Genomic DNA, 18,721 nt, shown 5'->3' with positions numbered 1-18,721 from the left:
CCCCAAGCGTCAGTCGCGGTAGTACACCTCGACAGCGCCCTTGAGCTTGATCAGCAGCGGATGGCCCTTGCGGTCCAGCGTGCGGCCGGCGGGCACCTTGATCCAGCCTTCGCTGATGCAGTATTCCTCGACGTCCAGGCGGTCCTTGCCGTTGAAGCGGATGCCGATCGGGTGCTCGAACACGGCGGGAATGTGGTGCGGGCTGCGCGGATCGGTCGAGAGGTGATCGGGCAATGCGGGCTTGGAGGTGGCTTCGTCGGTCATGGGCAAACAGGTTTCTGAATCGACCCGAATGATAGAACCTGCCGCCCTGCCCGCTTCGGAACGTCTAGCGCCGCTTCTTCCAGGGCTTGGCGGGCGGCTTCGGCCCGAAGCCCAGCGCGGCCCGTGCGAGCGCGTCGGCCTCGGCGTTGCGGTGGCGCGGAATCCATTGCACGCGCGCCTCGTCGAAGCCCTGCAACAGCGTGCGCGCCTCCTCGAACAGCGGCGCCATGCGCACGATCGGCCGCACGTCGGCACCGCCGCTCAACTGCTCGACCAGCGTGCTGTTGTCGCTGTAGGCCTGCACCGCCGTGGCGCCGCGCGCCTGCAGTTCGCGCAAGGCAAGCGTGAGCGCCCGCAGCTCTGCTTCGTTGTTGCAGCCCGTGGTGTGCGTGGCCTGCGAGAAGGTGTGGCGCGTGCCGTCGGGCTGCGTGATGACGACGCCGATGCCCATGCGCCCGGGGTTCGGCATGGCGCTGCCGTCGCAGTGGACGACCCACGGGGGAAGGCGCTCCGGCGCGGCAACGGTCATGAAGAAAAAGAAGGAAGCGAAGGAAAGCGACGAACGCGCTCAGCAGTTGCTGCGCTTGATGCCCGCGAGATTGCACGGCCGCTGGCCGGGCGGCGGCCCCGGGTCATGCGGGGGACGCGGTGGCCGGTGGTAGCCGGGGCGCGGCGCGCCGTAGTACGGATCACCACCCCAGATGTAGGTCGGCCCCGGGTCGACCGCAGGCGCCTCACCCACGGGGTAGCGCGGAATGATGGCCGGCCCCGAGGGCGCAGGCTGCGGCGGCGGTGCGGACGGTGCCGCATAGTCCGGCCGGCGACGCGTGTCCTCGTCGCCCGGCGCACGCGACGATGCGGGCGGCGGCTCGTCGATCCGCAAGTGCCGCGACTGCTTGGTGCCCGACGGGCAGGCGCCGTCGGTGTAGACGATGCGGCCGTCGACGTCGGTGCAGCGCACCACCTCCGCCTGCGCGGCCGGTGCGACCGCGACAAGCCAGAGCAGCGAAACGAAAAGGATGGAGGGCGAACGCATGGAGACGCTCTTTGTAACAGTGCGCGGGCGCGCGAACAAGCGAAAGAAAGCACGGTGGCGTTCACGCCTTCTCGTCGACGGAGCGTCGCCGCGGCCCCGGCACGAAGGCCGCTTCGCGCATCAACGCGACCTGGTTCGAACCTTCTTCGTGGCCGGCGCACTGGCCTGCGTGGTGATGTGCGGGTAGTGCTCGAAGGTATGTTTCATCACATCGCGCAGCCAGACCACGGCCGGGTCGTGATGAAAGCGCGGATGCCAATGCTGGTTGAGTTGAAACTGGGGCACGGGCACCGGCGGCTCGAAGATGCGCACCGTGCCCATGCGGGCGAAGACCTCCCCCAGCTCGCGCGGCACGGTCGCGAGCAGGTCCGGATGCTGGTCCATCAGCAGCGGAACCATCAGGAAGTGGGGCGTCGTCACGGCCACGGTGCGGCGAACGCCCTGGTCTTCCAGCACCTTGTCGTAGCTCTCCGCCAGATGACCGGTGAGCGAAACCACGATGTGCCGCATCGCTTCGAAGCGCTCGCGCGTGAGGGTGGCGCCGATGTCCTTGTTCCGCGTGCTGGCGATGGTCACGATGGGGTGCAGGAACAGGCGCTGATGAAACAGCCCCTCGGGCGCCGCACGGATGGACCCCACCGCCAGGTCGGCCTCGCCCGAGGCGAGCAGCCCTTCGACCTGCTCGAGCGGCACCTGCAGCGTGCGCAGCGAGCATCCGGGCGCCTCCTTGTTGAAGCGCTCGAGCAGCGGGGGCAGGAACACCAGCTCGCCCATGTCGGTCAGGCACAGGGTGAAGATGCGCTGCGCCAGCGCAGGCTCGAAGCGGGCGCCGGCCAGGATCTGCTGGCGCACGGTGGACATCACCTCCACCACCGCGGCGCGCATGCCCTCGGCCTTGCGCGTGGGTGCCATGCGGCTGCCGACCTTGACGAACAACGGGTCGTCGAAAAAAGCGCGCAGCCGGTTGAGCGCATGACTCATCGCGCTCTGCGTCAGCCCGAGCCCCTGCGCGGCCTTCGTGACATTGGCTTCACGAAACATCGCGTCGAAGACCGCCAGCAGGTTCAGGTCGAGGTTTTCCGCATGCATGCGGCGCATTCTAGGAATGACTGGCATGACGTTGATACATGAGAACCCTCACCCTACGCTGTGCCCATGCCGTGACCCGAACGCGGCGAACAACAAAGGAGACGCCCCATGTTCATCAAAAACACCTGGTACGTGGCTGCCTGGGACAACGAGCTCACGCCGGAGGGCCTGTTCGCCCGCACCATCATCGGCGTGCCCGTTCTCATGTACCGCAAGGACGACGGCGAGATCGTCGCCATGGAAGACCGCTGCTGCCACCGCGGCGCGCCCCTGTCGGTGGGGCGGCGAGAAGGCAACTGCGTGCGCTGCATGTACCACGGCCTGAAGTTCGACGCCTCGGGCCAGTGCATCGAGGCACCGGCCCAGAAGCGCATTCCCATCCAGGCCCGGGTGCGCACCTTTCCCGTGGTGCAGCGCCACCGCTGGGTCTGGATCTGGATGGGCGCCCCCGACAAGGCCGACCCGGCACTGATCCCCGACACGCCCTGGCTGGACGATCCGCACTGGCGCAGCCTGGACGGCTACATCCACTACGACGTCAACTACCTGCTGATCTGCGACAACCTGCTGGACTTTTCCCACCTGCCCTTCGTGCACCCGACCACGCTGGGCGGCAGTGCGGACTACGCCGCCGCGCAGCCCAGAGTTGAACGCATCGACCACGGCGTGCGCATCACCCGCTGGGCCCTCGACACCGAGCCTCCGCCGTTCGCCCAGGCGGTGAAGGACTGGGGCAGCAGGGTCGATCGGTGGAACATCTACAACTTCACCCTCCCGGCCATCCTGCTGATGGACTCCGGCATGGCGCCCACCGGCCAGGGCGCCGCTGAAGGCAACCGCGACGGCGCGATCGAGTTCCGCGGTTGCCAGGCCATCACGCCCGAGACGGAAAACTCCACCCACTACTTCTTCGCGCACCCTCACAACTTCGCCATCGACAAGCCCGAAGTCACGCACTCGATCCACCAGGCCGTGGTGGAGGCCTTCGACGAAGACCGCGACATCATCACCGCGCAGCAGAAGAGCCTGGCGCTGGCACCCGGCTTCCAGATGATGGCCTTCGGCATCGACGCCGCGCTGAACCAGTTCCGCTGGATGGTCTCGCGCCGGCTGGAGCAAGAGGCGCTCGAAGAAGCGGCAGCGCGCCCGGCTCCCGCGGCAGCGCCCGAACCCGCCAGGGCCTGAGCCATGAAGCTCGTCGTCACCCGCCTCACGCACGAGGCGCAGGATGTGCTCGGCTTGGAGTTGCGTGCGCAGGACGGTGCTGCGCTGCCGCCCTTCACCGCAGGTGCCCATGTGGACCTACTGCTGCCCGGCGACATCCGCCGCCCCTATTCGCTGGCCAACTCGCCGCTGGAGCGTCATCGCTACGTGCTCGGCGTGGGCCTGGCACCGGCCTCGCGCGGCGGTTCGGCTTTCGTTCACCAGCGCCTTGCCGTGGGCGATGTGCTCGAGGTCAGCACGCCGCGCGCGCTGTTCGGCATCGACCCTGCCGCCACCGAACATGTGTTCGTGGCCGGCGGCATCGGCATCACGCCCCTCCTGAGCATGATCCTCTGGTGCGAGGCCCACGCCAGGCCCTGGAAGCTGCTGTACTGCGTGCGCACCCGGGCCCGTGCCGCCTACGCGTGGACGTTGGCGCGCCACCCTGACCGCGTGCAACTGCACGTGGACCAGGAAGCGGCAGGCACGCCGCCCGATCTGGCGGACTGGCTGGCCGGTGCGGCCCCGGGCGCCCACGTCTACTGCTGCGGCCCCGAAGGTCTGATGAACGCCGTCGGCGCGGCTGCGGACGTTGCCGGCATCGACAAGGCGGCCACCCATTTCGAGCGCTTCGCGCCGCCGGAACACGCCGCGCCCGTGGCGCCGGCCGGCACCTTCACCGTGGTGCTGCATCGCAGCGGCCAGCGGATCGACGTCGCGCCGCAGCAGAGCCTGCTCGATGCACTGGAAGGCGCCAACGTCAGCATTCCCTTCTCGTGCCGCGAAGGCATGTGCCGCAGTTGCGAGGTGCCGCTGCTCGAAGGCGAGGCCGAGCACCGCGACTTCGTGCTCAGCGACGAGGAGCGCGACAGCCACACCTGCATCCTGCCCTGCGTGTCCCGTGCGCGCAGCGCCGTGCTCGTCCTCGATCTCTGACGTTCCCTTCCCACAAAACAAACAACTCAACCCCACCACTAGAGACAACCATGTTCAAAAGAATGACTGCCGCCTGCGCAGCGATCACGCTGGCGCTGCCCATCGCCGCGCAGGAAAGCTACCCCTCGCGGCCGATCCGCCTCGTCGTGCCCTACGCCGCCGGCGGCGCGACCGACTTCGTGGCGCGCACCCTCGGCGATCGCCTCTCGAAATCGATGGGGCAGCCCGTGGTGGTGGACAACAAGGCGGGCGCAGCGGGTGCCATCGGTGCCGGCGAAGTTGCCCGCGCCAAGCCCGACGGCTACACGCTGCTGATGACCATCACCGACTCGCAGATCAACAACACGGCGCTGTTCAGGACCCTGGCGTACGACCCGCAGAAGGACTTCGTCGGCGTCACGCAGGTGGTGCGCAGCCCGGCGCTGATCTCCACGCACCCCGGCACCGGCATCAAGAGCATCGAAGACCTGAAGGCCAAGGTGGCCAAGGGCGGCGCGAAGCTGAGCTACGGGTCCTGGGGCGTCGGCGGGCTGGGCCATCTGGCCGGCGAGAGCCTCAACCGCGCACTGAATGCCGGCATGGTCCATGTGCCGCAGCGCGGCGAAGGGCCCGTGGTGACCGACCTGCTGTCGGGCACCATCGACCTCGGCCTGTCGTCGGTGCCCAGCGCGATGCAGCATGTGCCGACGGGCAAGGTCGTGCCGCTGGCCGTGCTGGGGCGCCAGCGTTCCACCACGCTCCCGCAGGTTCCCACCATGAGCGAGCTGGGCTTCAAGGACCCGCTCTACGACACCAACGTCTGGGTCGGACTGCTGGCACCGGCCAGGACGCCACAGCCCATCGTCGACAAGCTCGCCCGCGAAGTGCGCGCCATCGTCGGCTCGCCCGACGTCAGCCAGCTGTTCGTGAGCCGTGGCTTCGAGATGATGAACAGCACGCCCGAGCAGTTCGCGGCGTCGTACAAGGACGAATTCAACGTAATCACCAGGCGGATGCGCGACCTGGGCGTCGAGGCGCAATGAGGGGGCGACCACCCGGACCGTCATGCGAGGGCGACCTGCGCCGACCGCCAGTGACTGTGCTGCCGGCTGCATCAGGCCCATCGGCGATGGGATCAGGCGTTCCCTAGGCGACAGGCACGACCGGCGGACTTTGCCATCATCGTCCGTTCGACTGACGCCCACCGCTGGACACACGGAGCCCCCCAACAATGACCTCGCCTTTCCCCATCACCGCCCTGGGCCTGTGCGGCCCGCTGCGCCAGCCGCGTCAGATGCTGGCCGACCAGACCTACGACAACCACAAGTCCATCCACGACGACGCGACGGCGGAAAACCTGGGCCTGCGCGCCGGACCGATCGAGGGACCGACCCACTTCAGCCAATTCGACCCCCTGCTGTTCCATGTGTTCGGCCAGGCCTGGTTCGAAACCGGCTGCATCAGCGCCCATTACCAGAACATGGTGGTCGAGGGCGAATCGGTGCGCGCCTTTGTCGACCTGCCCGCGCCCGGCGCCACCTTCGTGCGCCTGCGCGCCGAGAAGGCCGACGGCACGCCGGTGCTGACCGGCACCGCATCGATCGGCGATGCGTCGCAGCATCCGCACGAGCTGCCCCAGCGCATCGCCAAGCTGCGCCCAGCCCAGGGCCTGGTCATCAACCGCGACCTGCGCGTGGGCCAGCGCGGCGCCGTCGTCGAAAAAATCCGCATGGGCTTCGACCAGCACATGGGCGACCACTACCCCTTCACGCTCGCCGACAAGCTCAAGGTCATCACCGAGCCCTGCGACTGGCACACGCCCGAAGGCGGCAAGCACTCGCCGTGGGGTCGCGCGATCATTCCGACCGAGATGATCAGCGTGCTGCTCGGCGCCACCAGCGCCGAGGCGCAACTGAGCGGCCGCAAGCCGGCGGTGGGCCTGTTCGCCGGACAGGAGATTCGCCTGATCAAGGGCCCGCTCTTCGTCGATCAGGACTACGAACTCGAGCGCGAGATCGTCGCGCTGAGCGAGAGCGCGCGCACCGAGTCCGTGTGGATACGCACCCAGGTCTATGAGATGCCGTCGCGCACGCTGGTGGCCGAGATGATCCTCAATGGCGCGACGATGAAGGCGTCGTATCCCACCTACGAAGCCGAAGCCAAGGAGCTGGGGCTGGCCTGAGCGGAGCATCGGCCCCGATCCGTCGGGGCAGAATCCGATCTTTTTCCGGGTGCCGTATGCCAGCTGTACTTGAAGGGGGTTGCCTCTGCGGCAAGGTCCGATTCAGCACGACCCAGCCGCCGCTGCGCACGTTCGCGTGCCATTGCACGTTCTGCCAGCGCATGACCGGCACGTCCTTCTACGCCGAGTCGCTCTTTCCGATGGACGCCGTGCGGTTCAACGAAGGCGAGCTTCGGCAGTACGAACATCGCTCGGACGGCAGCCGCAAGAAAGTCTTCGTCCACTTTTGTCCCTCGTGCGGCACGACGATGGGCCTGACCTTCGAACGCTGGCCCGAGGTCCGTGCCATCTCGCGCGGGTGCTACGACGATCCGAACGCGGCCGAACTCACGAGCCACATCTGGACGCGTTCTGCGCAAAGCGGCGTGGCCTTGCCAGCCGATGTGGATTGCTTTGCCAGGGCACGGGCCACGTTCGATGGCCAGCCGGAGGTGGCCTCGCGGCATGAGGTGCCGGTGTTGGCTCGACAAGAGGGAGATATTTGACCCTTTGCCGCTGCTCATCTGCTGGAGCTTGCTTTGCCAAACAACGTCCGCAAGCCCCTCAGCTCAAAACGCTAAAGGTCTGCCATCAAGGGGACATGGTACTTGGCGCTACAGCCACTTCGAACTCTTTGTGGACGGTGAGTTCAAGGTGTCGACGCAGTCAATCAAGCAGTGATCAGGCTACAGTCATCCGTGATGTCTGCCCATGTGCAGAATGTAGTGTCTATAAGTTGCGCTCGATTTAGTACTGGTGCTCGCTCTGCCCCATTTTGATCAATCACTCTATCCTGCTCACCGATGAATCATTGGAATCGAATTCGTAGTGCGGTACGTGGCGCCCAGGCAGCCATCGCCTCTGAGCCAAAGCATCTCGCATCAATAGCACCACGGGTTGAGGATGCTCTCGCTCTTTTGGTTAAGCGCCCATCGAAGGAATCAATAGACGAGGTTGAGTACTTACTGACGCGGGCCCAGGAGTTTGTTGCAAGGTGGCGTCCGTCGCCTCGGCCATCTCCGGGAGTTCTCTACATTCAGCCGGGATGGGCGCGAAGCACGGACGAACAACTTGGTGAGGCACGATCCCTATTGAAAGAATTCCGAGAGCTTGGTTTGATGGAGTCGATAAATCCCGAGATGCCTACATCCATGAAAATATTTGTCAGCCATAGTAGCGACGACGCAGAGCTCGCCACGATACTTGTCCAACTGATCGCTACGGCTTTAGTAATGAAGTCGCAGGATATTCGATGTACAAGTGTCGACGGTTATCGGTTGCCCGGTGGATCTAATTCCGATGAACAACTGCGCGATGAAGCTTTAGCGGCAGAGTGCTTTCTTGGAATAATTTCCCCTCAAAGCCTTGCGTCGGCATACGTTCTGTTCGAACTGGGCGCACGCTGGGGTGCAAAACGCCATCTTGTTCCGCTGCTCGCGCCAGGGCTGAAACCCCAAGCGCTTAAGGGACCACTACGCGGGTTAAATGCACTGAGTTGCGACAGCATGGCGGAGGTTCATCAGTTGATCTCCGAACTCGCTTTGCGATTGCAGATTCAAAGTGAACCTCCTGCCGCTTACCAACGCCAACTCGAAGCGCTCGTTTACTACGCCACAACACGCGAAACGCCAGTTGATCCGACGCCAGTGAAAAAGCAAACCGACGGCGGTCCCCGTGCGCGGTCAAGCGTCCATCATGCAGCGACTTCTGAGGATGACTATGCTGCTTCGGATGAGATCATCGCGCAGCACTGCGAGCGAGAGTGGCCCGACGACTTTTCCATGCGCGAATATTGCGTAACTCAGCAGCAAGAGGCCGTCCAGAAGCTTCGACAAGGCAGACCTTCCGACATCCCTGAAGATGTGTTTCACAAAATTCGGCGCAAGTGTGCACGAGAGTGGCCAGATGACTTTTCGATGAGGCAATACTCAGAAGAACAGCAGATAGCCGCGTACCGGAAGTTGCACGTACGGCGCTAGTGCACATGACCGAGTCTTCTGACAGTCTTGGCGGTTAGCGCTACAGTCGCTTTGAATCCGTTGCGCGACGGCCTGCGCAACGACACGCCATCAACGGCCATTCGCTCGACGACGGCGGAGCACGACCCCAAAGTAGTAGATCGAAACGCAGGTAAAAAAGATGGCGACCACGGACCAGACAGCGCCTCCGCCGATCAGGTTGGCGCCGCCAAATGCGATGCAGCTTGACGTCGATGCTTCGATGCAATCCCTGTGCTTGTAGTAACGCTCGTAGAACGCCCACCAGAAGAACGCCGCTGCGGCGGCAAACGCGGCGCAGAGGATGGCGGGCCGGGTGATGGAAAGGGGGTGGGTGGTCATGGGTTTGAATGGCGATCTCGCACCACATCCATAGGAGCAGCGCAGGACTCGACGCGAAGATTATTTCGGAGGAAGTCTGTCACGCCACCAAGGGCCCGCTTGAGACATTGGGCGTCCTCCGAAGCTGGCGCTCGCCAGCACGAGATATGCGATGCAAGGGTCAGGAATCACGGCGGTTCCAATGGAACTTGCAGGTAGTCCGCATACTTGCCAGTGAGCGCATCGATTCGTTCCAGATCCAAAGGAACATGCCGGATGCTGAGCACGTCTTGCAGGAATTTCAATTGTTCCTGCTGAGTCTCATCACCCTCGTCGTCAGGCGAACTGAAGTGCTCCAGCGCCCAGTCCGGGTCATACGCAATCTGCTCAAGCGCAAACCATCCCGCGTAGAAGCCCAGGCCCAAGAACTCATCGAGCGTTTCCGCGACAACGTAGTTGAGCTGATCATTTGCGGGCAACGTCATGACGATCGGACCGCTTTCACCGTTCAGATTCGGCAGATCCAGGTAGCTGTAGTGAACGCCGTCACCACCCGTACTCGCGAACGTGAAGGCTGTGTCTGGAGTGCACCAGTAGTAGCCCTGAAGTGGAGGGCTGTTGAGAATGAGGCCGCACGGATCGAAGACGGCTTCGATTGAACTTCCGAACCGCTTTGCAGCCATCTCGGCTGCTTTGTAGAGCGCCAGAACGGCGTGAGGAATAGGGGGCATACGTCTGACTGGCTTGTGAGGGGGGAAGCAGCAGCGTCGGATATTCAGCGCGACTGCCGACTTCATTTTCTACACCGCATCTTCCGGCATGCCATCCACACCAAATGCCACACCGCGCGCTTCCAGCTTCGCGCGCGCTGCGTGGTGCACCACTCCGCGTTTGCGGGTATCGGACTCCAGCAGCCTGCGCAGCGTGGCCTGGCTGACATTGGCATTGCGCACCACTTCCATGCGCACACCCCAGAATTTGTCATTCGCAAAACGATCCAGGATCTCTGCGTCTGCGTCGGGGTTCATGGCCGCCACGGCGCGTATGGATTGATTGGGGTCCGTCACAAAGGGCTCAAGCTCGACCGCATTGGCCGCACCACTGGCAGCGATGTAGCGAAGCTCCTCTGCAGCTTTCTGCTCAATTGATTTTTTGACCATTGCGTTCTTGAACGTATCGGCGGGAGCGAACCCTAGCGGCACTCGTTCCAGTACCCGTCCGGATTCGCCTCCAGCGGCGTGGCGATCCGCTTGAGTGACGTGCGGCCCTGCGCGTCTTTCGCGACAACGAAGATGTGCCCGTCCTGAACCGGGAAACCGTTGCGCAGAAACTTGAAGCCACTGCGCACCGACGAAAAATGAGCTTCGTTGAGTGCGTTGCGCAAGGCTCCGCGATCGGCGACGGAGCCCTTGGTCTCGTTCAGCGCGCTGTCGATCAAGAGCGCCGCGTCGAAACCTTGCGCGGCGTATTGCGAGGGAATGCGGCCGTGCTTCTTTTCAAAGGCGGCAACGAAGGCCTTGCTCGTCGGGCTGGGTAGGTCGGGGCCCCAGACCGTGCCGGCCAGCACGTTGAGCGCGGCATCCTTGAGCAACGGCAATGTGGTGCCATCGACCGTGCCCATGGTCAGCAAGGGCACCTTGTTCAGCAGGCCCGAGCGATTCATCTGCTGGATGAAGTTCACACCCATCTCGCCCGGCAGAAAGGCGACCACCGCATCGGGCGCGACGCGCTTGATTTGCGCCAGCGCTGCCGCGTAGTCGGTCTGCTCGGGCTGAACGTAGATTTCGCTGACCACCTCGCCCGAGTAGTAGCGCTTGAAGCCCCGCAGCTGGTCTTTGCCCAACGCGTTGTCCGGCGCCAGGAACAGCGTCTTCCAGTAGCCCTTGTCGACGGCGTACCGTCCCACGATCCCGGCCTGGTATTCGTCCTGGTACGAGGCGAAGACGAACTTGTTGTTGCACTGCTTGCCGGCGATCGGCGCCGGGCCGGCATTCGAGCCGACGAACAGCATGCCCGCCCTGGCCATCGGCTTGGCCATCGCCATCATCACGTCGGAGAAGGTCACGCCAGTGATGAAGCTGACCTTGTCTTTCTCGATGAGTTTTTGCGCCAGCTGCGCCCCTAGTTCGGGGTTGTGCTGGTCGTCTTCCTTGAGGACCGTCACGGCAACGCCGCCGAGCATGCCTTGCCGTTGCTCGACCGCGAGCATGAAGCCGTCGTACTGTTCCTGCCCGAGCGCGGCCCCTGGTCCGGAGAGCGTGCCGATGAAGCCGATTTTTACTTGGGCGGAAACGGCCAATGCTGCGGCACTCAGGGTGCAGGCCACGAGGACCGTGCGGATGCGGTGGATCAATGTGTTCCTTGTGATTTCGCTCGCGATGTTTCGCTGTTCGGCTACCCGGCCTTCAAAGGACCGACAACCTTGTAGGCACTGACGAGGATGCCGGACGGCATTGCTTTCGTGCTGACGAGCTCGAGGGAGCGCGGCGGAGTTCCCTGCGCGAAGAAGCGCTTTCCAGCGCCCAGCAGAACCGGATAAACGAGCAGCAGCACTTCATCGGCAAGGCCGTGCGCGAGCAGCGTCGATGTCAGCGTGGAGCTGCCCCAGAGAATCAGGTTCGGGCCAGCCTGCGACTTGATGCGGCGAACGCCCTCGACGATGTCCGGCCCCAGGCTTTCGAACGGACCCCACGCCAGACTTTCGGGGCGGTGTGTTGCGACATATTTGGTCGCTGCATTCAAGCCGTCTGCCATCGCACCGCTCGGTGCCTTGGGCCAATAGCCCGACCACAAGTCGTAGGTGCGGCGGCCGAGCAGCAGATCGAAGCGCCCGCCATGCGCGGCGAGCACTTCATCCCGGCCAGCAGGGCTGCGATAAGGCGCGGTCCAGTCCGCATAGGGGAAAGCGTCTTCGCCCGAGGTCTGGATCACGCCGTCCAGCGAGATGTGCTCCATGATTTTCAGCGTTCTCATGCGGGTCTCCGTGCTTGGGGTTGGAGGGTGTTCAATGGGCCTGCGCATCAAAGTACGCCGTCCATGACAGCTGCGAAGCCTGGAGCCCTTCGGCCCCACGGAATGCAGACATGGCTTTCGCGCGCGTGCCGAAGTTCATCGTTGCCACGCCGAGGTTGAAGAACGTATTCCGATCGGTGGAGCCGAGTTCGACTGCACGCTTCAGGGCGGATGCGGCCTCCTCGTGCTTGCCTTGATCGGAAAGCACTGCGCCCAAGCACGTCAGGGCAAGGACATTGGCAGGGGATTCAACGAGCGCCTTCGAGAGCAACGCTTGCGCAGAGGCAAGGCTCGCTTCCCACTTGTCGGGGTTGTTCCATGCGTCCTCGACAAGCGATCGACTGATGGAGATGAAATCCTCGCTCATAGGCTGTTCAGGTTTTTTTCGACTCTATTCCGTCCAGCACTCGACCGACCGGCCCCGGTCGATTCAGGTTGCAAGCAGATGTTGAAGCACCGCTCTTTGCACCGGCAAGAGGAGCTTCTTCTGCTCGTAGCCGGCGAAGTTCGGATAGCGACGAGGGTCCACCGAAAGTTCACCACCGACAGTGAACGGTGGCGTTGGCAACAGTACAGGGTTGCCCATCCGAGCCAGATCTTCGATCGACAACGGGCGGCTCAACTGCTCCATACCCCGAGGCCAGCCATCGGTGATGACCACGTCCGCTGCTTCTGGGGAAGACGATGAAAAGGCTACGTTAGGGGCCGTCTCGTGGAAGCTCTCATGGCAGACATGAACCAGCGAAAGGCCCATCACGCCTGCCAGTTCGTGCCATGAACGAAACACGTTGGTCGGCGGGCCCCAAAGGCAGATGCGCATCTTCTGGATCGGGCCGATGGTCGTTTCGATGAAGTAGGCGTCCGTAAGAACTTCGCATGGATGACCGGCGTTCGACATCGCATTGACAACAGGTCTGCAGGACGACGCAGCGAACTCCGCGAGGCGTTCGTGGTTCGATTCCCGGATGACGTAGATGTCATAGAAAGGGTCGAGATAGCCTGCGAGATCGCACACGCGTTCGCCGGTTTTCAGAAGATTCGGCAGCTCGATGACGGACAGGTTCAGTTCCCGGAACGCCTTCAGGAACGTCGTGCGCGTGCGAATGCCATTTCCCTCGAACGACCAGGCGGCGGTGCCTTGAACATCCACAGCGGGCGATGCGGCCAGGCGCCAGATCGCGTGAACATCCCCGGGGGCAAGTACTGACAGGCTGATTAGGTTCATGGCTGGGGATGCATCAGAGGTCCTTCCCACCCTATCAGGCGCGGCTATACGCATGAAGCATCGGGCCTGCACTCTCATTGCGGGCGATGTGCAGCAAGATCGCTTGAGGTAGCTCCACTATCGGATGAGTGGCAGTGCGTTTGCAGAAATCGAAAACCTCATCCAGTGGTTCACGGGCATGCCATGTTGTCACGACGAATCGATCCTCAGGAATGTCCTTGAAGGGGAATTGACCCATGTTCGCCCAGTCGACCGAGTCGTCCCACAAACTGCAGTCCAGCCCCCACGCCATCATGTAGAGGCAGCCGGAATTCACCAACCAGTTGCTGACGTCGTCGCGCCACTCAATGGAGACTTCCTCGTCGATGATCACAACAGCCCGAAAGGGGGCCAAGTACCCGATGTTGGGCAGCGTGGCGCCAGGTTGTATATGGAAGTAGACCGGAAGTTCTGACATGAAATCCAAGCAATAAGGGACTGAAGCTCTTCTTGAACGACAGGCCCTGCCCGCCGACGCGAACGTCCGGCTGTGGTCGCCAAGAACCGTTCCCGCCTGATCGTACCTACCCGCCCCGGACGCCTCCCCGGCAAGCGGAGACAATCACCCCATGGCCCAAGGAAAACGAATTTCTTCCGACATCGGAGACGACGCGATCCAAGCGATCAAGGCGTTCGGTGCTGCTGCCAAGCTGGCGCGCACAACGGCTGGCGAGGGCCAGTCTGCCGCTGCCACGCGCCTGGGCGTTCATGTCCAGACGATCGCGCGGATTGAATCGGGTGAGCCGGGCGTCGCAATCGGGCACGTGCTCGGCATGCTGGCGCTCTACGGCATCTCGACCACGTTGCAGCAACCGGCGGAAAACGGCGAGCGCCCCACCGGTCGGCCCGGCTAGGTATCGCCAACGACAGCACGCAGCGACTGCAGCGTGGCCTCGGCCGTGTCGATGCGCCGTTGCAGCTCTTCATTGACCAGCCGCACGAGCGCGCCGAGTTCGGTGCGCGTCGGGTACACGTCGTCGGTGTCGTTCACGTGTTGCGGCACGATGAGTTTTTCGATGCACGCATACGCGCGACGCACCGTGTGAAAACTGTCGAGGTCGTCGCAGGCCTGAAGGGCGAGCGATTCGGCGCAGAGAGTTGCCGAGGATTCGGGGAGCAAGGGAGCGAGCGCCATCAGGCCTCCAGGAGGTGAGCGCAGAGGTGCTTCGGGAGACCAAGCCCGGCCGCGCCTCCTCAGGCGCAACGGCCGCAGTATAGCCACGCACCCCCACCCCATTTGCAGCCCAAAACCGGGATGCCCCTACGACCCGTGCCCCCTCCCCCGATGCTGGAACAATGGGCCGATCTATGGATGGTCTCGATCTCATCAAAACGTTCCGCGAAGTCGCGTTCCGGCGCAGCTTTTCCCGCGCGGCCCTGTCGCTGGGCATGTCCAAGGCGACGGTCAGCCGCTATGTGGCCGAGCTCGAATCGCGCAGCGGCGTGCGCCTGCTCAACCGCTCGACCCGCTCCCTGAGCCTCACCGATGCAGGCGAGGTGCTGCTGGAGCGCAGCACCGAGCTGGTGACGATGGCCGAGAACACGCTCAACGACCTGCAGGCGCACGGCTCGCACCCGCGCGGGCGCCTGCGCATGAGCGCACCGCACGGACTGATTGCGGGCTGGCTTTCGGACGTGATCGCGGAGTTCATCAAGCTTTACCCCGACGTGTACGTGAGCCTGAATTTCACCAACCACGACATCGATCTGATCGAGGCAGGCATCGACATCCACCTGACGGGCGGGCGCATCGACGACATGAACCTGATCGTGCGCCGGCTGGTGCGCTTCGACATGGTGGTGTGCGCGTCGCCCGCGTACTGGGCGCAGCGCGGCATTCCGCAGGTGCCCGAGGACATGGCCCGGCACGACGTGCTGAGCTATTCGCCGATGCCCACGACGAGCCTGCCTTTTGAAACCGACGGCAAGCCGCACGAAGTGGCGGTGCACAGCCGCATGGAGGCCAACGACGCGGTTGCGCTGATCGAGCTGGCGCTGCGCGGCGTGGGCGTGGCCTACGTGCCCGAGCCGCTGGCGCAGTCGCACCTGGAACGCGGCGCGCTGGTGCCGGTGCTGCGCGACCACATGCCGCACGAGCACTGGCTGTACGCCGCCTACTCGCAGCGCCGCCACAACAGCGCAGCGATGCGCGCGATGCTCGACTTTCTCGAGAAATCGATGGGGCCGGTGCCCGAGCCCATGCCCGCGGCAGTGCCGGTGGCGCTGCCGGCCTGTCCCGTCAGCGCCGCCATCGCGGCGCGCAACACACCCGTACCCAATGGAAAGGCCCCCTGACCTTATGACCACGCCCGCGCTCCTGATCCGCCCGCCAAAGCCCGACGACTTCGCCGCGTGGAAGCCGCTCTGGGACGGCTACAACGCCTTCTACGGCCGCGAGGGCCCGACGGCCTTGCCCGATGCGATCACGCAGGTCACGTGGCAGCGCTTCTTCGATGCGTACGAACCGGTGCATGCGCTGGTCGCCGAACGCGAGGGGCAGCTGGTGGGGCTGGTGCATTACCTGTTCCACCGCAGCACGACGCGCATCGAGCCGACTTGCTACCTGCAAGATTTGTTCACGCAGTCGTCCGAACGCGGCCAGGGCGTGGGCCGGCAACTCATCCAGGGTGTGTACGACGAGGTGCGGCGCGCAGGCGGGTACCGCGTGTACTGGCAGACGCACACGACCAATGCGGCGGGGCGGATGCTCTACGACAAGGTCGCGAAGCACGAAGGCTTCATCGTCTACGCGACGATGGTCTGACGCCCGCGCTGAAGATCAGTACTTGATGGTGACGCCGGCTTTCACGCCGGTGTTGGCCTTGCCGTCCGAATGGGCACCGCCCGAGAAGGAGACGTCGCCGCCGGTCTTGGCGCCCACCGAGTAGGTGGGCCGCTTGCCCGACGTGTCGGTGCCGGCTTCGAGGGCGCTGCCGTCCGGGCGCTGCACGCCGACCGTGGCGCCGTTGGTGCGGGCCGAGGTTTCGGTGGAGTCCACGTTGGGCGTGATGTAGGCCGTACCCTTCTCGTCACTGTCGATCGGCACTTTGACGGGCTCCGCGATGGCTACGACGGCCGCTGCGCAGGCAGCGACACCCAGGAACGCAAGAATCACTCTGTTCATGGGCACCGATGGTGGGGGCTGGCCGTCGCGCGGGCTGTGGGGGTGGCCTCCCCTGCCGCGTAGGACAAAGGCGGTGTTTTCGGCGGCTTCAGTGCCACGGCATGTTGAACAGGAAGAACGCCGCCAGCACCCACAGCATCAGCACGAGGTGCGTGAGCTGCAAGCCTTCTTGCCGGATCCAGTAGCCGAACCACAGGCCGCCCAGGTGCATGGCGAAGAGGAACGCGGCAAAGCCGGCCAGCCCCAGGTTGAGCCACGGCCGCGCGACGGCCAGGTCGTCGCCGACGACCAATGCGGCACTGCCCGCCCAGAACGCGAGCGCCGCGCCGAGCTGCAGCGCCAGCACGACGCCCAGCGCCGTGCGATGCAGCGCCACCGAGCGGACGGCGCGCGTGAGCAAGGGCGTGTCGATGGCAGGCTCGGCGCGCAACGGCGCCATCGACATCGTGTCGCCGACCGCGAACGCCGAGCCCGCGAAGCCGCGCCAGTTGTTGCGCACGGCAATCGAAAGCCACAGCGCCATGCCCAGCGCGTGGAGGGACTGGAACAGCCAGACGGAGGTAGGGAGATTCATCGGGGAGCCTGCGGCATTAAATATCAAAGATTATTCTTTGATATTGACGCGCCCGCCGGTCGGCGGTCAAAGTCTCTCAAGAAAGCGCGAATGCCATGAACACCGCCACCACCCCACCCGGCCCGTCACCCGAGGCGCTCGAGCGCCTGCTGGCCGCGGGCCGTGACAGCGCCCTGCTGCGCATGAGCCTTGCGCTGGCGCATCACCGGCGCGACGACGCACCCACGGCGCTGACGCATATCGAGAAAGCGCTCGCCTTCGACCCCGAGTTCACGGCCGCGTGGCGGCTGCAGGGCCTGCTCGCGCTGGCGCTCGGCGATGCCGCGAAGGCCGAAACCTCGTTCGCGCACGCGCTGGAGGTGGCGCAGCGGCGCGGAGAGCTTCAGTTGGTGAAGGAACTCACCGTGCGGCTGCGGCGCCTGCGCACGTCGAAGCCAGCTGCAGACTGACCTGCGTCAGCCCGCCATCTTCGCCAGCGGATTGAGCCCGGGCTCGCCGACGCGCGTGAGCGTGTTGCGATCGGTGTGATGGAAGGGCTCGGCCTGGCCCTGGATCTGCATCACGGTGTCCTGGTCGTACGACCAGGTGCCGTCGGGGTTGATCTTCACCGTGATGTTCCACGCCAGCGTGGTGAAGGCGCGCTCGATGAACGGGTTCGACACGATGCCGTTCACCAGGCTGCCGTGCTCGGCACTGAGCGTGAACTGCGTGTCGCCGGGCTTCACGTGCCCGCTCGCCATGGCCACCTGTCCGCGCGGAATGGCCAGCGTGTGGAACACGGTGCCGGTGGCCGGCTCCCACAGCCAGTAGCCGACCTGGTCGTGGTACATCTTGGTGAGGCCGGGCTTGTGGATGTAGGTGTGATAGCGCAGGCCGTACAGCAGCTGCGGGCCGTTGGTCTGCGCGTCGATGGGCTGCAGCTCGTAGTGCTCGACATACACCTGCGTCTTCGGGCCCTCTTTCTTCGGCTTGACGTCGACGCCCTTCATGCCCTCCCAGATGCCCGCCATCGGCCGCAGCGGACCGAGGTTGGCGAGCGTGTCGGGATCGGCCGGGGGTTCGGTGTAGATGTCTTCGGGTGTGGTCATGGGATCGATCGTGGGAGGGAGAAACGGAGAGAAGCTTTTCGGTTCTGATTCTGCTTGAGCACTGCAGCGGTTCGGTCGTCAGAGCGTGTCCCAGACCTGCACGAGCCCGACGAGGTGGACCACGCCGTAGACGAAGCACACGAGCGAGCTCCACACCCAGAAGGCGTTGAGGCGGCGCCGGTCGAACAGCCACATCGCCACGGCGACGAGCCCGCGCAGCAGGTACACGGCAGTGATGGCAGGCAGCACCAGCGCCTGCGAGGGCAACGGCTGCAGCACCCCGGCGCCCGCGAGCGCGTAGGCGGCCCACACGCCCAGCATGCCGGCAATGACCAGCGTGACAGCCACGGGGTACAGGTGGCCGGCCTCCGCGCTCGCGGCCATGCGCTCGCCCGCGCCGAAGAAGCGGTACCAGGCCGGGCCGCCGAAGATGATGCAGACATGCAGCAGCGCGGCAATGGCGCTCAACACCGCACCGGCGATCAGGAAGAGGTTGGGGGTCACGCAGGCTTTCTTATCAGGTCAGAGCAGATGGTCGCGCGCGCGGACGGCCTCGCGCACCGGGCCGAACGCGCCGAAGCGCACGGGCAGGCCGCTGAGGGCTTCCACGCGC

The 18,721-nt window shown here is 64.5% G+C and carries 27 protein-coding genes; 10 read left to right on the top strand and 17 right to left on the bottom strand.

Translation table 11 applies throughout. From position 1 onward, the window contains the following. Positions 1–9 precede the first annotated feature (9 nt). The 4 genes from AAG801_RS11900 to AAG801_RS11885 all read right to left on the bottom strand — a co-directional run bounded on the left by AAG801_RS11900 (position 10) and on the right by AAG801_RS11885 (position 2,389). A complete protein-coding gene (locus AAG801_RS11900; protein ID WP_101492608.1) occupies positions 10–264 on the bottom strand; it encodes a DUF3297 family protein in 255 nt (84 codons plus the stop codon). A 64-nt stretch (positions 265–328) separates the two neighbouring features. After that, positions 329–793 (bottom strand): ribonuclease HI family protein, encoded by a 465-nt coding sequence (locus tag AAG801_RS11895; RefSeq protein ID WP_341888560.1) that lies wholly within the window; start codon positions 791–793, stop codon positions 329–331. A gap of 39 nt (positions 794–832) precedes the next feature. Continuing rightward, entirely contained in the window at positions 833–1,300 is a 468-nt protein-coding gene (locus AAG801_RS11890) for a DUF4124 domain-containing protein (RefSeq protein WP_341888559.1), read from the bottom strand. 120 nt (positions 1,301–1,420) lie between these two features. Beyond that, positions 1,421–2,389, bottom strand: a complete 969-nt coding sequence (locus AAG801_RS11885; RefSeq protein WP_341888558.1) for a LysR family transcriptional regulator — start codon at positions 2,387–2,389, stop codon at positions 1,421–1,423. A 108-nt stretch (positions 2,390–2,497) separates the two neighbouring features. Between AAG801_RS11885 and AAG801_RS11880 the strand changes: the two genes are divergently transcribed. The 6 genes from AAG801_RS11880 to AAG801_RS11855 all read left to right on the top strand — a co-directional run bounded on the left by AAG801_RS11880 (position 2,498) and on the right by AAG801_RS11855 (position 8,707). Then, complete coding sequence (locus AAG801_RS11880) at positions 2,498–3,574, top strand: aromatic ring-hydroxylating dioxygenase subunit alpha (RefSeq protein ID WP_341888557.1); 1,077 nt, start codon at positions 2,498–2,500, stop codon at positions 3,572–3,574. 3 nt (positions 3,575–3,577) lie between these two features. After that, positions 3,578–4,528: a PDR/VanB family oxidoreductase gene (locus tag AAG801_RS11875; RefSeq protein ID WP_341888556.1), complete on the top strand. Its 951-nt coding sequence runs from the start codon at positions 3,578–3,580 to the stop codon at positions 4,526–4,528. Between the two features lie 62 nt (positions 4,529–4,590). After that, on the top strand, positions 4,591–5,550 hold the full coding sequence (locus AAG801_RS11870; RefSeq protein WP_341888555.1) for a tripartite tricarboxylate transporter substrate-binding protein: 960 nt from the start codon (positions 4,591–4,593) through the stop codon (positions 5,548–5,550). Positions 5,551–5,738: 188 nt separating this feature from the next. Further along, on the top strand, positions 5,739–6,689 hold the full coding sequence (locus tag AAG801_RS11865) for a hypothetical protein (protein WP_341888554.1): 951 nt from the start codon (positions 5,739–5,741) through the stop codon (positions 6,687–6,689). 56 nt (positions 6,690–6,745) lie between these two features. After that, positions 6,746–7,234 (top strand): GFA family protein, encoded by a 489-nt coding sequence (locus tag AAG801_RS11860; RefSeq protein ID WP_341888553.1) that lies wholly within the window; start codon positions 6,746–6,748, stop codon positions 7,232–7,234. A gap of 585 nt (positions 7,235–7,819) precedes the next feature. Continuing rightward, positions 7,820–8,707, top strand: a complete 888-nt coding sequence (locus AAG801_RS11855) for a toll/interleukin-1 receptor domain-containing protein (RefSeq protein ID WP_341888552.1) — start codon at positions 7,820–7,822, stop codon at positions 8,705–8,707. Positions 8,708–8,797: 90 nt separating this feature from the next. On the opposite strand, the gene AAG801_RS11850 is transcribed toward AAG801_RS11855, so the two are convergent. The 8 genes from AAG801_RS11850 to AAG801_RS11815 form a co-directional block, all read right to left on the bottom strand. Further along, positions 8,798–9,067, bottom strand: a complete 270-nt coding sequence (locus AAG801_RS11850; RefSeq protein WP_341888551.1) for a hypothetical protein — start codon at positions 9,065–9,067, stop codon at positions 8,798–8,800. A gap of 167 nt (positions 9,068–9,234) precedes the next feature. After that, entirely contained in the window at positions 9,235–9,843 is a 609-nt protein-coding gene (locus tag AAG801_RS11845) for a hypothetical protein (protein ID WP_341888550.1), read from the bottom strand. A gap of 3 nt (positions 9,844–9,846) precedes the next feature. Next, positions 9,847–10,206, bottom strand: a complete 360-nt coding sequence (locus tag AAG801_RS11840) for a hypothetical protein (RefSeq protein ID WP_341888549.1) — start codon at positions 10,204–10,206, stop codon at positions 9,847–9,849. A 32-nt stretch (positions 10,207–10,238) separates the two neighbouring features. Beyond that, on the bottom strand, positions 10,239–11,399 hold the full coding sequence (locus tag AAG801_RS11835) for an ABC transporter substrate-binding protein (protein ID WP_341888548.1): 1,161 nt from the start codon (positions 11,397–11,399) through the stop codon (positions 10,239–10,241). Between the two features lie 41 nt (positions 11,400–11,440). Further along, positions 11,441–12,019, bottom strand: a complete 579-nt coding sequence (locus AAG801_RS11830) for a dihydrofolate reductase family protein (protein WP_341888547.1) — start codon at positions 12,017–12,019, stop codon at positions 11,441–11,443. Positions 12,020–12,050: 31 nt separating this feature from the next. After that, positions 12,051–12,425, bottom strand: a complete 375-nt coding sequence (locus tag AAG801_RS11825) for a hypothetical protein (protein WP_341888546.1) — start codon at positions 12,423–12,425, stop codon at positions 12,051–12,053. A gap of 63 nt (positions 12,426–12,488) precedes the next feature. After that, entirely contained in the window at positions 12,489–13,283 is a 795-nt protein-coding gene (locus tag AAG801_RS11820; protein ID WP_341888545.1) for an ornithine carbamoyltransferase, read from the bottom strand. Positions 13,284–13,317: 34 nt separating this feature from the next. After that, a complete protein-coding gene (locus AAG801_RS11815; RefSeq protein ID WP_341888544.1) occupies positions 13,318–13,740 on the bottom strand; it encodes a hypothetical protein in 423 nt (140 codons plus the stop codon). 151 nt (positions 13,741–13,891) lie between these two features. Between AAG801_RS11815 and AAG801_RS11810 the strand changes: the two genes are divergently transcribed. Beyond that, positions 13,892–14,176, top strand: a complete 285-nt coding sequence (locus AAG801_RS11810) for a helix-turn-helix transcriptional regulator (protein ID WP_341888543.1) — start codon at positions 13,892–13,894, stop codon at positions 14,174–14,176. Here AAG801_RS11810 and AAG801_RS11805 read toward each other — a convergent pair. Next, positions 14,173–14,457 carry a hypothetical protein gene (locus tag AAG801_RS11805; RefSeq protein WP_341888542.1) on the bottom strand — a complete coding sequence of 95 codons (285 nt, stop codon included), beginning with the start codon at positions 14,455–14,457 and terminating at the stop codon, positions 14,173–14,175. The two genes, AAG801_RS11810 and AAG801_RS11805, sit on opposite strands and share 4 nt — an antisense overlap. 173 nt (positions 14,458–14,630) lie before the next feature. On the opposite strand from AAG801_RS11805, the gene AAG801_RS11800 reads away from it, so the two are divergent. Both AAG801_RS11800 and AAG801_RS11795 read left to right on the top strand, forming a co-directional pair. Next, entirely contained in the window at positions 14,631–15,617 is a 987-nt protein-coding gene (locus AAG801_RS11800; RefSeq protein WP_101492631.1) for a LysR family transcriptional regulator, read from the top strand. Positions 15,618–15,621: 4 nt separating this feature from the next. After that, the gene (locus tag AAG801_RS11795) at positions 15,622–16,086 is read left to right on the top strand and encodes a GNAT family N-acetyltransferase (protein WP_341888541.1); all 465 of its coding nucleotides are present in this window, start codon (positions 15,622–15,624) and stop codon (positions 16,084–16,086) included. 15 nt (positions 16,087–16,101) lie between these two features. Here the strand turns inward: AAG801_RS11795 and AAG801_RS11790 are convergent, their stop codons facing one another. Both AAG801_RS11790 and AAG801_RS11785 read right to left on the bottom strand, forming a co-directional pair. Further along, positions 16,102–16,446: a hypothetical protein gene (locus AAG801_RS11790; protein WP_341888540.1), complete on the bottom strand. Its 345-nt coding sequence runs from the start codon at positions 16,444–16,446 to the stop codon at positions 16,102–16,104. 88 nt (positions 16,447–16,534) lie between these two features. Then, a complete protein-coding gene (locus tag AAG801_RS11785) occupies positions 16,535–17,020 on the bottom strand; it encodes a DUF2165 family protein (RefSeq protein WP_341888539.1) in 486 nt (161 codons plus the stop codon). 95 nt (positions 17,021–17,115) lie between these two features. On the opposite strand from AAG801_RS11785, the gene AAG801_RS11780 reads away from it, so the two are divergent. Beyond that, positions 17,116–17,469, top strand: a complete 354-nt coding sequence (locus tag AAG801_RS11780; protein WP_341888538.1) for a hypothetical protein — start codon at positions 17,116–17,118, stop codon at positions 17,467–17,469. 6 nt (positions 17,470–17,475) lie between these two features. Here the strand turns inward: AAG801_RS11780 and AAG801_RS11775 are convergent, their stop codons facing one another. Beyond that, positions 17,476–18,108, bottom strand: coding sequence for a heme-binding beta-barrel domain-containing protein (locus AAG801_RS11775; protein ID WP_341888537.1), 633 nt, complete (start codon positions 18,106–18,108; stop codon positions 17,476–17,478). Positions 18,109–18,186: 78 nt separating this feature from the next. Next, on the bottom strand, positions 18,187–18,612 hold the full coding sequence (locus AAG801_RS11770; RefSeq protein WP_341888536.1) for a hypothetical protein: 426 nt from the start codon (positions 18,610–18,612) through the stop codon (positions 18,187–18,189). Positions 18,613–18,721 lie beyond the last annotated feature (109 nt).

This window comes from Variovorax sp. YR752 (assembly GCF_943372545.1).
The sequence above is the reverse complement of the archived record's forward strand: the minus strand, read 5'-3'. Positions and strand labels throughout refer to the sequence as shown.